We start from the raw sequence: 12,602 nt of genomic DNA on the forward strand, positions 1-12,602 counted from the left end.
CGAGTCGCGACGCCGTCTAATGCGAGTCAGTCTCATTAACAACAGGGATCTAAAAATTCGAGGCATTATGGTGTGAATCTGCGCTTTTGCGCGGCGAAATCGATGACGTCCGCAAGAAGCGGGAACCTGCCGGGAAATGGGCTGGAGCGATCAGCGATCGACGGCTATTCGCGCGAGAAGCTGGCGCGATGGGGTGTAAGTGAAGGCATTGTTGGCTTCCACATTCCAGCCGTAGGTGTTGAACAGGCTCGTTGCTTGAATGCGCAACACGGCGGGCAGGGCACCTATGCGGAAGCGATAGCGCGCGCCGAGGTCAACCATGGTGCGTGCGGGGACGCGGACAATGTTGGCGGCATCGGCGTAACGACCGCCGGCATGTTGGATGCCGATGTCGAACGATAAGGCCGGGACCGGCGCCGGGCGCCAGTCGATCGTGCCGATCAGGATGCGCGAAGGGGTGCCGATCGGGCGGCGGCCGATGCTGCCGCTGGCGACCTCTTCGCCCGAGAGCGTCGCGTCGAGAAGCACGCCTCCCGCTACGAGAGTAAGCCCGGCGCCGGGCGAGCCGCTGAGCGAGGCTTCGATGCCGCGGTGGGTGACGGTGCCGAGGCGGCGGAAGAGATTGCCTTGATCGAGGCCATAATAGGGTTTCTCGATCGCGAAACCGCCCCCGATCAGCGTCATCGCGCCGGTCTTCCAGCGCAGCCCGCCGTCGACCTGCCGCGTACGGATCGCCGGTGGCGCTTCGTCGCGGTTGACCGCGGTTTCGGGGGCGACGTCGCTTTCCTCCAGCCCGCGCGCGGTCCCGCCGTAGAGCGCGAGCGACGGGGCCAGGTCGATCTCGGCCGCGACGCTGAACAGCCAGGGTTTCGCGGTCGATTGCGGGAGCGCGCCGGCGGGTGTCGTCACGCGTTTGCTGTAATCGGTGCGCTGGAGACCCAGGTTGATCCGAGCGAACCCGTCGATGCGCGCCTGCCACGCCAGCCCGGCGGTCCATTGCCGGACCTTGTCTTCGGTGCGCGGGCCGAAAATGAAATCGGGCCGCTCGACCGCAAGTTCCTCATCGAAAGGCGCGGGCGCGATCGACCGGCGATCCGACCCGCCATAGAAGCGAGTTTGCGCGCGGCCGCGGACCGAAAACAGCAGTTCGTGGCGCAGCTTGCCGGTTCCGAAGGCGCGCGCAATATTCATCTCGCCGCTGGTCGAGGCGTTCGAGCGGCGCGGGTTCGCGGTCACCGTTCGCGCGGCGAGCGTGCCGGGCGGCGCGGCATCGAGTAGCAGGGTATAGCCTTCGGTGGTGATATTCGCCGAGCGGAAGAGGCCGCCGCGCAGCGTGAAGTCGCCGAGCCGGGTGCGGCCGAGCGCGCCATAGGTCACGCGCTCCACCTCATAATCCGCCCAGTTCTGGCCGAGAAAGCGGCGGCGCGTCATGCGCGCGGGCAGGCTCTGGCCGTCGCCGATCACGATCGGATAGGATTCCTCGTCATCGACTTCGATGCGGCTCCAGAACGGCTTGATCTCTGTGACATCATTCGGGCGCCAGACGAGCGACAGCGAGGTCGAGAGCACATCGTTGCTGTTCCGGAAGGCATATTGGTTGCGGTAGAAGCCGGCGCCGCCCGCAAGGCCGAGCGCGCGGCCGTCGAGCGGGAGCAGCGCGTCGCCCTCGACCAGCCAGCCGCCGAAGCTGTCCCCCTTCGCTGCGATGCTGAGCACGGCGTCGTCTTCGGCCGCGCGGATGCGATAGTCGGCGATCCCCGAGGGCGCGGGAAAGGCATAGCCGAGCGCAGTGGGGCCGATACGGATGCGGTTGCCCGCGACGAGGCGGCTGGTGAGTTCGGTCTGACGGTCGATATAAAGGCCTTCGATGCGAACGTTTCCTGCGTCGGTTGGCGAGAAGCCGCGAACGTCGCCGGGATCGTAGATGCCCAGGCCCTCGCCGCCGATGTTCGACCCGAAGGCGTCCTCGGCGTCGAGCGCGGCGTTTTCGTCGACCCGCTGCGCAAGCGCAGGGGCGGCGAGCGCAAGCAGCGCGGTGGCGGTGAACAGGGTGCGAACGGGGAGAATGTGCTGGATCATGCCGCAGCCATTGCGACAATTTCGATTCTTGACATATCGCACCGATCGAGAGCTTTATGTGCGTATGACGCACAGCTTGGACCCGCTGCCACCGCTCGACGGACTCAATGCAATGCTCGCCGCGGCGGAGGCGGGGTCGTTCACCGGCGCGGCCGAGATAATGGGCATCACGCACGGATCGGTCAGCCGCCGGATCGCGGCGCTGGAAAGCTGGCTGGGCACCAGCCTGTTCGCGCGGCATGGGCGTGGGGTTCGGCTGACCCCCGCGGGACAGCGGTTCGCCGCCGAGGCGCGGCAGGCGCTGGGCCTGTTGTCGCGCAGCGCCGACCAGTGGCGGCCGCGGCGAGGGCGTCCGACGGTGCGGCTGGCGGTGGTGCCCGCGTTCGCGCGCCTGTGGCTGTTGCCGCGCCTCGCCGAGCTGGAACGCGGCAATATTCATGTCGAGGTGGCGATGGATCACCGCCCGATCGACCTGACCGCGCAGGAAGCCGATATTGTGATCCGGTACGGGCGCGGTTCGTGGGAGGGGCTTGAGACGCAATTGCTGTTTCGCGAGACGCTGCGTCCCGCCGCGGCGCCCGAGCTGGCGGCGAAGATCGGCGTCGATGCCGATGCCGAGGCGCTGCTGCGGCATCCGCTGCTGCACGATTCAGATGTCGCGCATTGGCGCGCGTGGCTGGGCGTTGCCGGGTCGCGCTATCGCCCGCGCTGGCAGGACCGGCGGTTCGAGGATTATGATACGGTGCTGACCGCGGCCGAGGCGGGGCTGGGCGTGGCGCTGCTCCGCAGTCCGCTCGCCTCCGCGGCGGTGGCGTCGGGGCGGCTGGCCTATGTTTCGCCGCGCGCCGAGCCCAATCCGGCGGCGCATTTCATCGGGATGCGCGCGGGCGAGAGCCGGTCGGCGGCGCTGGAGCTGGCGGCGCGGTTGCTGACGCTTGCGGCGCCCTAGACAAACCGCTGCCCCCGATCCTGCCGAAGCGCCACCGTCAGGCCGGCTTCGGAAGGATCGGGGGCGGGCGGAGAAGCATCAGGCCATTTGTGCGGCGACCCAGCGGTCGATCAGCGATTCGAGCACCGAAGCGGGCATCGCGCCCGCCGACAGCGCAGTGTCGTGGAAGCCGCGCAGGTCGAACTTGTCGCCGAGCGCAGCCTTCGCCTTTTCGCGGATTGCGACCCAGCGCGTCTGGCCGACCATGTAGCTGGTCGCCTGCCCCGGCCACACGCAATAGCGTTCGATCTCGGTGATGTTCGACGCTTCGGCGGTGCCGAGCGAGTCGTTGTAATAGGCGATCGCCTTTTCGCGGCTCCAGCGAAAATGGTGGAGGCCGGTGTCGACGACGAGGCGCGCGGCGCGGAACATGTAGGATTGCAGATAGCCGAGCTGGCCCCACGGATCGTTTTCGTAGACGCCCATTTCGTCGGCGAGCTGTTCGGCATAGAGGCCCCACCCCTCGGTATAGACCGAATAGGCGGGCAGACGGCGCAGACGCGGGATGCCGGTCGCTTCCTGCGCGAGCGCGATCTGGTGGTGATGCCCCGGCGATGCCTCGTGATAGGTCAGCGTCGGCAGCGTCCAGCTGGGGTTTTCGGCGGTGTCGCGCAGGTTGATATAATAAGCGCCGGGGCGCGATCCATCGGCGGCCGGGATCTGATAATAGCCGCCCGGCGCACCTGCCTCGATCTCCGGCGGGACGCGGCGGATGTCGCATTTCGCTTTCGGCAGGCGGCCGAACGCCTCGGGCAGGCGGCGCTGGATTTCCTGGATCTGCTCGTTGAGTTTGGCGATGAGGTCGGCCTTGCCCTTGTCGGTGTTGGGATAGAGGAAGCGCGGATCCTTGCCGAGCGCGCGCAGGCGCTCGGCAACGGTGCCCTTCGTTATGCCCTGCTTTTTGAAGATCGCGTCGGCGCGCGCGGTGAGCGCGGCCATCCGGTCGAGGCCGAGCTGGTGAACCTCTTCGGCCGACATGCCTGTCGTCGTCGCGAACCGCAGCGCATAGGCATAATATTCGTCGCCCTTCGGCAGGCGCCACACGCCGGCGTCGTGCGTCGCGCGCGGGCGAACGGCGCGGAGTTCGGCGGCCTGGCGCTGCATCGCGGGATAGATTTTATCGCGAACGATCGCGGCGCAGCGCGTTGCCCAATTGCCGGGGATTTCGGCGGTCTTGGCCTTGATATTGGTGGTCAGGATATTCGCGTCGGGCGCGGGCGCCATGATGCTGTCGAACAGGCCCAGCGCGCGGTCGATGACAAAATCGGGCGGGATGATGCCCGCGGCGTGATCGGCCTGAATCCGTCCGGTTTCATTGTCGAGCTGGACCGCGAAATCGGCGCAGCGCGCGAGATAGGCCTCGGCATCGGCGGCGTTGGCGATGCTGTGCTGGTTGGTGAGGAAGTCGGGAATCGAGCGGTAGGTGCCGCTGAGCTGCGTCACCGGGTGCGGTTCAGGCCAGCTGTGAAGGCCGTAGCTGAACGTGTCGTAAGCTTTGACATAATCCTCCCAGGGGCCGCGGAAGGTTTCGTAGTTGACGAGGTCCATGCCGGAGAGCTTGGTGGGGTCGATCGTCGCCAGCTGCTTCAGCCCGTAGCGGTAGAGATCGTGTCCCTTGCGGATCCCCGCGGGCGAGCGGTCGGCGAGCTTTGCCTTGGCGGCGGCGCGGTCGCCCTTGTCGGCGCCGAGCGCGGTCGCGAATTCGGGATCCTGGTCGAGCAGCATCTCATAGATGCGCTCGTAGATTGCGGTGAGCCGCGCGCCCTCGCCGTCGGGAACTGCCGAAAGGGCGGCGCGCGCAGGCGAGCGGACACCGGCCAGCATCGAGGATGCCGCGGCGGCGGCAAGCAGGGTGCGACGGTCAAGCATGACAGAATCTCCGAAAAAAATGAGCGGGCGCGAAAACGATCCCGCGCCGATAAGTGTGTTATTATAGCAAGGCAGTATGAGTGCAAGGGGCTGATCGGGGTGCGGTGAAACATGATCCAACGCGTGCGCAGCGAAGTGTAAAATTAACCGACAGTTGACGCCTGCGCGATAATATCGCGTCCGCATGTTCCGATTATTCAAACATTATGTTCCGCATGCGGTCGTCTGGCTCGCGCTCATCGAATTCGGCGCGCTGCTGGGCGCGGCCGAGGGGGCGTGGCATATTTACGCCTGGCAGGCAGGGTTCGACGCGGGGCCGCTGGGCGAGCGCCTGCTGCCACTCCTGACCTTTGCCGCGGCCAATTCGCTCGCGATGATGGCGACGGGGATGTACGGAAGCGAAGGGCTGCGCTCGATGCGCTTTGCGACCGCGCGCCTGCTCGCCGCGGTCTCGCTCGGCGTGATTTTTCTCTCGGTGCTGCGGTTCCTGCTGCCCACCGCGACGCTGTGGCGCGCGAACAGCGTCTATGCGATGGGAATCGCGATCGCTGCGCTGTTCCTGATCCGGCTCGCGCTTACCCAGTCGGCGGGGGCCGACGCCTTTCGCCGCCGTATCCTGGTGCTCGGCGCGGGTCCGCGCGCGGCGCGGCTTGCGGCGCTGGCCGACGCGCCAGGAAGCGGGCTCGACATCGTGGGCTTCGTCGCGATGAGCGGGGCCGAGACGACGGTGCCGCACGCGGTGCCGCGGCAGGAGATTGCGAATCTGTCCGAGCATGTCGTCGCGCTCAGCGCGGGCGAGGTGGTGCTGGCGCTCGAGGAGCGGCGCAAGGCGCTGCCGCTCGCCGACCTGCTGCGCGTCAAGACGACGGGGGTGCATGTCAACGACATTGCGAGCTTTATCGAGCGCGAGACGGGGCGCGTCGACCTGGCGACGACCAATCCAAGCGGGCTCATTTTTTCCGACGGTTTTTCGGCGGGGCAGCGGATTTCGAAGGTTGGCAAGCGGTTGTTCGACATTGCCGCGAGCTTGATCGTGCTCGTCATCGGCCTGCCGCTGATGATCGTCGCGGGCATCGCGGTGAAGCTCGACAGCCGCGGACCGGTTTTTTACCGCCAGCCGCGTGTCGGGCTGTTCGGCCAGCCCTATGACATGTTCAAGATCCGGTCGATGCGCACCGACGCCGAAGCAGAGGGCAAGGCGGTCTGGGCGAGCGAGAACGACCCGAGGATCACGCGCGTCGGGCGAATCATCCGCACGCTGCGCATCGACGAGCTGCCGCAGCTGTGGTGCGTGCTCAAGGGCGACATGAGCTTTGTCGGGCCGCGCCCCGAGCGGCCGAGCTTTGTCGCCGAGCTCGAAAAGGCGCTGCCCTATTATGCCGAGCGGCACATGGTGAAGCCGGGGCTGACCGGCTGGGCGCAGATCAACTATCCCTATGGCGCGTCGGTCGAGGATGCGCGCGTGAAGCTGGAATATGACCTCTATTATGCCAAAAATTATTCGCCCTTCCTCGACCTGCTGATCCTTCTCCAGACGGTGCGCGTGGTGCTGTGGCCGGAGGGGGCGCGGTAGCCGTGTCGGGGCTGGACAGCCTTTCGCAGATTCTGTCGGCCATGGCGCTCGCGGGATTTGCCGGCGCGGCGCTGTGGCTGCTGGTGCGGCCGCGTCAGCGCATGGCGGCGCTGATGCCCGCGCCGCGCCTGCTTGCGCTCGCGGCCGCGACGAGTGCGCTGTGGGCGGGGGCGATGATGGCGTTTACGCCGGGTGCGCCGCAGGTGATCGTCGCGCAGATGCTGCGCGACCTGGCGATGCTGATGTGGCTCGGCGCGACCTTCTGGTCGCCGCGCGCGCCGATGTCGCGGCCGCTGCGGCTGATCGCGCGGATGCTCGCGACGATCTGTTTGCTGACGCTGTTGTTTGGCGGAGCGGCCTTTTTGTTCGGCGGGGCGGCGGCCGACCCGTGGATGGGACGGACACTGGTCATTGTCGCGATGGTCGTGGCGGTGGGCGGGCTCATCGTCCTCGACGCGGGCGTGCGCCACGGCGGCGCGGGCCTGAGGATGCCGGTGATGGCGGTCGCGGGCGGCTTTGCGATGCTCTGGGCCTATCAGCTCAACGTCGAACTGATCGGCGCGCTGACGGGTATGCGCGCGTCGGCGCTGATCGCGCTGCTCCCCGCGGTCGCGCTGCTGACGCTGCCGACCTATGTCGTCGCCGCGATGGATGTCGGGCGCGAGCGGATGCGGCTGTCGCGTACGGCCGCCACGCGCACGCTGATCCTGCTCGGCGCCGCGAGCTACCTGATCCTCATCGCGTTTACCGTCGCGGTCGCGCGCGCCGCGGGGGGCGATTATGCGACGCTGGCGCAGGCGATTTCGCTGGTCGCGCTGCTCGGCGCGGCGGCGCTGATGCTCGCTTCGGCCCGGTCGCGGGCGTGGCTGTCGGTGATGATCTCGAAGCATTTTTTCGAGCATCGCTATGATTATCGCGCCGAATGGATGCGCTTTACCGCGACGCTGGGGCAGGGTGACGACGAGCAGGACCGCAATCTGTATCGCCGCGTCGCCAAGGCACTGGCCGAGCTGACGGGCAGTCCCGGCGCGTTGCTGATGACGCCGGCTGCGGCGGGAGGCTTTCGGATCGCCGAACAATGGCGCTGGCCCGGCGGAATTGCCGAAGATGCGACGCTGTCGCTGCGATCGGCGTTCATGCTTCAGGAAACGCAGCATATCGTCGAGCTGGATGCCGAGCGGCGCGGGACGGGCGGGGACAATGTGGGGGGACGGGATCTGGCGATCCCCGACTGGCTGATCGTCGACACGCGCGCTTGGGTGATCGTGCCGGTGCTGCATTTTCAGCGGATGATCGCGATCGCGGTGCTGCATCGTCCGGCGGTGTCGCGCGCGCTCGACTGGGAAGACCTCGACGTGCTGCGCATCGCGGGGCAGCAGGCGGCGAGCTATATCGCCGAATCGCAGAGCCAGCAGGCCTTGTCCGAAGCGCGGCGCTTCGACGAGTTCAACCGCCGCTTTGCCTTCATCATGCACGACATCAAGAATCTGGCGAGCCAGCTGGGCCTGCTCGCGCGCAACGCCGAGCGCCACGCCGACAACCCCGATTTCCGCGCCGACATGACGCAGACGCTTAAAATTTCGGCGGGGCGGCTGTCCGACCTGCTCGTCCGACTGTCGCCGCGCGAACGCGGGCGCGCTGCCGAGCCGGGGCGGGTACTGATCGAACCGGTGCTGAACGACATCGCCGCCGAAGTACGGCCGCGCCGCGAACTGTTCGTCGGCTGTAAGGCAGGGCTCGCGGCGTGGGCCGACGCGGGATCAATCCGGCAGATCGTCGCCCATCTCGTCGCCAATGCGATCGACGCCTCGGCCGCCGAAACGCCCGTTCAGGTCGTCGCCGTGGCCGAACAGCGGCGGGTGCGGATCGATGTGATCGACCAGGGGTGCGGGATGACGCGCGAGTTTGTTCGCGACGAGCTGTTCAAACCCTTCGTTTCGACGAAAGACAGCGGGTTCGGCCTCGGCGCGTTCGAAGCATTGCAGATCGCGGAGGCGATGGGGGGGGCGATCGAAGTGGCAAGCGAACCCGGCAGGGGCAGCAATTTCACGCTGTGGCTGCCGCTGGCCGACGCGGAGGGCGGCGCGGCAATCGGTGCGCAGATGATGAAAGCGGGACGGACATGAGCGAGGCGATGGCGGACAAGCGCAAGCTGCTGGTGGTCGAGGACGACCCGGGCCTGCAGACGCAGCTCAAATGGGCGTATGAAGATTATCGGGTGCTGGTCGCGGGCGATCATGACGCGGCGATCGAAATGCTGCGCGCCGAGGAGCCCGACGTCGTGACGCTCGACCTGGGATTGCCGCCCGACCCCGATGGCACGCGCGAGGGATTCCGGACGCTGAAAGCGATCATCGAGGCCAAGCCCGATACCAAGGTGATCGTCGTGTCGGGGCATGGCGAGCGCGCGAGCGCCTTGAACGCCATCGCAAGCGGGGCGTGGGATTTTTACCAGAAGCCGATCGACATCGATGCGCTGGGCCTGATCGTTGCGCGCGCATTTCACGTCCGCGAGCTGGAGGTGGAGAATGCGCGGTTGACGAGCGAGGGGGCGAGCGACAACCGGGTGCTCGGCGGCATGATCACCGGCGCGCCCGAAATGCTGAAGGTGGCGCGCATAATCGAGCGCGTCGCGAGCCTCGATGTATCGGTGATGCTGCTGGGCGCGAGCGGGACCGGCAAGGAATTGTTGGCGCGCGGGCTGCACGAGGCGAGCGGTCGGCGCGACGGCGCGTTCGTCGCGATCAACTGCGCGGCGATCCCCGAAAATCTGCTCGAAAGCGAATTGTTCGGGCACGAAAAAGGCGCTTTCACCGGCGCGGTCAAGACGACCGAGGGCAAGATCGAGCTGGCGCATGGCGGCACGCTGTTCCTTGACGAGGTCGGCGACATCCCGTTGCCGTTGCAGGTCAAACTGCTGCGATTTTTGCAGGAGCGGACGATCGAGCGGATCGGCGGACGCAAGGCGATCGCGGTCGATACGCGGATCGTTTGCGCGACGCACCGCGACCTCGATGCGATGATCGCCGAACAGCGATTTCGCGACGATCTCTATTACCGGCTCGCCGAGATGGTGGTGAAAATCCCTTCGCTCGCCGAACGGCCGGGCGACGCGGTTCTGCTCGCGCGCCATTTCCTTCATCAATATGCGCCCGAGATGAACCCCGGCGTACGCGGCTTTGCGCCCGACGCGCTGCAGGCGATCGACGAAGGCCGATGGCCGGGAAATGTGCGCGAACTGGAAAACCGGATCAAGCGCGCGGTCATCATGGCCGACGGCAAGCTGCTGACGCGCGACGACCTCGACATCGCCGGTGTGGCGAGTGATGGCGGGGAAGGGGGCGAGGCGGCGTGGCTGAACCTGCGCAGCGCGCGCGAGGCCGCCGACCGCGTCGCGATCCGCCGCGCGATGACGCAAAGCGAAGGCAATATCTCGCACGCAGCGAAACTTCTGGGGATCAGCCGTCCGACGCTTTACGATTTGCTGAAGCAATATCGGATGCAGGGCTGAATGGGGCGACGAAACGCCTTATCCCTTCGTCATTGCGAGCGAAGCGAAGCAATCCAGTGTAGCGTAAACCGCTCTGGATTGCTTCGCTTCGCTCGCAATGACGAATTTGCGGATGACAAATGGATAAGCGCCAAACAAGTTCAGGATGACGATGGATGAGAGGATTCTCATTCACCGCATTGTTGCTCGCGGCGGCGGCGCTTTCGGCGTGCGGCGGCTCGGCCGAATCTCCGCGCGGCGGGCTGGAAGCGCGGCGTGCCGCGTTGAGCCAGGCGATCGCCGACGACCCCAGGGCGATCGCCGAGCGCGTCGCGCTCGCGCGCGTGGCGATTGCGCTCGGCGACGGGATTGGCGCCGAAGCGGCGGTGAAGGGCGCGCTCGCGGCGGGGGCGAATGACGCAGCGCTGCGCCCGTTGCTCGCGCGTGCCTATGCATTGCAGGGGGACGGACAGCGCGCGCTCGCGGCGCTCGACGCCGGGCCGATCATCCCCGAAATGCGGGGCGAAGCCGCGTGGGTCGCGGGCGACGTCCAGCTTGCGAACGGCAATCTGGGGGCGGCGCGCGACGCCTATGACCGCGCGGTGCGCGCGTTGCCGCGCAATTCGGCGCTATGGGTCGATGTCGCGCGGTTTCGCGATGCCAGCGCCGATATGCGCGGCGCGCGCGACGCGGTCGATTATGCGATCGAACTCGACGCGGCGAACAGCGGGGCGCTGGCGTATAAGGCCAATCTGGTGCGGAGGGCCGAAGGATTGACCGCATCGCTGGCGTGGTACGACCAGGCGCTTGCCGCCGATCCGGGCAATGCCGCAGCGCTGATCGACCAAGCGGCGACGCTCGGCGACCTTGGCCGCTATCGCGACATGCTGTCGGCGCTGCGCCGCGCGGCGGCGCTCGTCCCAAGCGATCCCCGGATATATTATCTGCAGGCGGTGCTCGCCGCGCGCGCCGGAAATTACCCGCTCGCGCGCAGCCTGCTGCAACGCACACGCGGCGAGATGGATAGCGAACCGGGGTTCATGCTGCTGAGCGCGGTGGTCGAGCTCGAACTGGGCGGCGAGGCGGTCGCGGCGAACTGGGCCGAACGACTGTTGGCCGAACAGCCGCATAATTTCACCGCGCGGCGCATGTTGGCGGCGGCCGAATGGACAGGCGGCGATGCCGAGGCGGCGCTGGCCGCACTGCGCCCGCTCGTCGTGCGGCCCGACGGCGACAGCTGGTCGCTGCTGCTCGCAGCGCGCGCGGCGGCCGAGCTGGGGCGCGACATCGAGTCGGCCGATTATCAGGCGCGCGCCGCGACGCTGACGCGCGGCGAGGCGGTGCCCTTTGCGGTCGACGAGGATTATGGCCTGCTGACGATGGCGGCCGATGCCGCGCCGCTCGATCCCGCCACGGCGATCCCCGCGATTTCGGCCGATCTGGCGCGCGGCAATGCGGAACGGGCGATCGCGCGGGCGGCGCGGCTGCGCGATGCCAATCCGGGGGTCGCCGATGCGCACATGCTGCTTGGCGATGCGGCGATGGCGGGCGGGCGTTATGCGCTGGCGGTAGAGGCGTATCGTGCGGCGCGCGATCTTGATGGGGGAGAGCGCACGACGTTGCGGCTGGCGAACGCGCTTTATCGCGCGGGCGATGCGGCGGGGTCGGGCGCGGCGATCATGGCGCTGCGCGAGCGCCAGCCGTCGAGCATCGCCGCCGACCGGATCGCGGGCAATCTGGCGATGGAGCGCGAACAGTGGGACGCGGCGATCGCGCATTTCGACCGCGTGCGGCGCCGGATCGGCGACCGCGATGCGGTGGTGCTGCGCGAACTCGCGCGTGCCTGGGCGGCAAAGGGCGACGATGCCCGCGCGCTGGTGCTGATCGACCGCGCCTATCGGTTGCAGCCGCTGAACGCGGGGATCATGGAATTTTACGCGGCGCTGCTGGAGCGGCGGGGAAAAAGGCAGGCGGCGGCGGATTTGCGCGAGAAGGCGGCGCAGATCGGGCGGTAGGGGGAGTGGCTGGACGCGACCGATTGCGGCCATTCATCTCCCTCCCGCTTGCGGGAGGGGTCGGGGGTGGGCAGCGACGGTGCGATGGCCCACCCCGCTGCGACTAACGAACAAGTTCGTAAGTCTCGCTGCCCCTCCCGCTTGCGGGAGGGGACTCTAGCTCAACGGCTCAAGGACAATTTCCCAATCTCTAACCGGCCGACGACCTCAGGCCTCGGTCAAGTCCAGCAGCGTCCGCGCGTCGAGGCCGATGCGGCGCATCTGCTGCGCGACCGGGGGCCAGACGTTCGTCAGGAAATCGGCGCGCATCAGGTCGCGCAGGCGATCGGTCGCGCCGTCGGCGACAAACATTCCGACGCCGCGTTTCACTGTGACCAGCCCTTCGTCCTGAAAGGTCTGATAGGCTTTTGCGACGGTGAGCGGATTGGCGCCCTCGTCGGCGGCAAGGCTGCGCACCGACGGCAGCATGTCGCCGTCGCGAAAGGTGCCGTCGAGGATCGCGTTGGCGATCACATCGCGCAGGCGCTGGTACACGGGTTTGGACTGATCGAGCATGGCGCCTTAATGCCATAAGACAGCAGCACAGTC

The 12,602-nt window shown here is 67.3% G+C and carries 8 protein-coding genes; 5 read left to right on the forward strand and 3 right to left on the reverse strand.

All coding sequences use genetic code 11. The annotated features are described in order from the left end of the window. Positions 1-150: 150 nt before the first annotated feature. Positions 151-2,079 (reverse strand): TonB-dependent receptor domain-containing protein, encoded by a 1,929-nt coding sequence (locus VSX77_RS14345; RefSeq protein ID WP_338425285.1) that lies wholly within the window; start codon positions 2,077-2,079, stop codon positions 151-153. A gap of 64 nt (positions 2,080-2,143) precedes the next feature. Here VSX77_RS14345 and VSX77_RS14350 point away from each other — a divergent pair, with 64 nt between their 5' ends. Further along, complete coding sequence (locus VSX77_RS14350) at positions 2,144-3,028, forward strand: LysR substrate-binding domain-containing protein (protein ID WP_338425286.1); 885 nt, start codon at positions 2,144-2,146, stop codon at positions 3,026-3,028. Positions 3,029-3,106: 78 nt separating this feature from the next. On the opposite strand, the gene VSX77_RS14355 is transcribed toward VSX77_RS14350, so the two are convergent. After that, the gene (locus VSX77_RS14355) at positions 3,107-4,936 is read right to left on the reverse strand and encodes a DUF885 domain-containing protein (RefSeq protein ID WP_338425287.1); all 1,830 of its coding nucleotides are present in this window, start codon (positions 4,934-4,936) and stop codon (positions 3,107-3,109) included. Positions 4,937-5,120: 184 nt separating this feature from the next. Between VSX77_RS14355 and VSX77_RS14360 the strand changes: the two genes are divergently transcribed. The 4 genes from VSX77_RS14360 (at position 5,121) to VSX77_RS14375 (ending at position 12,014) form a co-directional block, all read left to right on the forward strand. Continuing rightward, a complete protein-coding gene (locus VSX77_RS14360) occupies positions 5,121-6,509 on the forward strand; it encodes a TIGR03013 family XrtA/PEP-CTERM system glycosyltransferase (RefSeq protein ID WP_338425288.1) in 1,389 nt (462 codons plus the stop codon). Positions 6,510-6,511: 2 nt separating this feature from the next. Beyond that, positions 6,512-8,635: an XrtA/PEP-CTERM system histidine kinase PrsK gene (prsK, locus tag VSX77_RS14365; protein WP_338425289.1), complete on the forward strand. Its 2,124-nt coding sequence runs from the start codon at positions 6,512-6,514 to the stop codon at positions 8,633-8,635. Between the two features lie 8 nt (positions 8,636-8,643). Beyond that, the gene (prsR, locus tag VSX77_RS14370; RefSeq protein ID WP_338427281.1) at positions 8,644-10,020 is read left to right on the forward strand and encodes a PEP-CTERM-box response regulator transcription factor; all 1,377 of its coding nucleotides are present in this window, start codon (positions 8,644-8,646) and stop codon (positions 10,018-10,020) included. 155 nt (positions 10,021-10,175) lie between these two features. Continuing rightward, positions 10,176-12,014 carry a tetratricopeptide repeat protein gene (locus VSX77_RS14375; RefSeq protein ID WP_338425290.1) on the forward strand — a complete coding sequence of 613 codons (1,839 nt, stop codon included), beginning with the start codon at positions 10,176-10,178 and terminating at the stop codon, positions 12,012-12,014. A gap of 207 nt (positions 12,015-12,221) precedes the next feature. Here VSX77_RS14375 and VSX77_RS14380 read toward each other — a convergent pair whose 3' ends face one another. After that, positions 12,222-12,569, reverse strand: coding sequence for a GntR family transcriptional regulator (locus tag VSX77_RS14380; protein ID WP_338425291.1), 348 nt, complete (start codon positions 12,567-12,569; stop codon positions 12,222-12,224). Between the last annotated feature and the right edge of the window lie 33 nt (positions 12,570-12,602).

It is taken from the genome of Sphingopyxis sp. TUF1, assembly GCF_036687315.1.
Lineage (GTDB): Bacteria > Pseudomonadota > Alphaproteobacteria > Sphingomonadales > Sphingomonadaceae > Sphingopyxis > Sphingopyxis kveilinensis.

Bases quoted from the DNA above. Each gene is read 5' to 3' on its own strand.
- VSX77_RS14345 (WP_338425285.1), bottom strand. From the start codon at position 2,079: ATGATCCAGCACATTCTCCCCGTTCGCACCCTGTTCACCGCCACCGCG.
- VSX77_RS14350 (WP_338425286.1), top strand. From the start codon at position 2,144: ATGACGCACAGCTTGGACCCGCTGCCACCGCTCGACGGACTCAATGCA.
- VSX77_RS14355 (WP_338425287.1), bottom strand. From the start codon at position 4,936: ATGCTTGACCGTCGCACCCTGCTTGCCGCCGCCGCGGCATCCTCGATG.
- VSX77_RS14360 (WP_338425288.1), top strand. From the start codon at position 5,121: ATGTTCCGATTATTCAAACATTATGTTCCGCATGCGGTCGTCTGGCTC.
- prsR (WP_338427281.1), top strand. From the start codon at position 8,644: ATGGCGGACAAGCGCAAGCTGCTGGTGGTCGAGGACGACCCGGGCCTG.
- VSX77_RS14375 (WP_338425290.1), top strand. From the start codon at position 10,176: ATGAGAGGATTCTCATTCACCGCATTGTTGCTCGCGGCGGCGGCGCTT.
- VSX77_RS14380 (WP_338425291.1), bottom strand. From the start codon at position 12,569: ATGCTCGATCAGTCCAAACCCGTGTACCAGCGCCTGCGCGATGTGATC.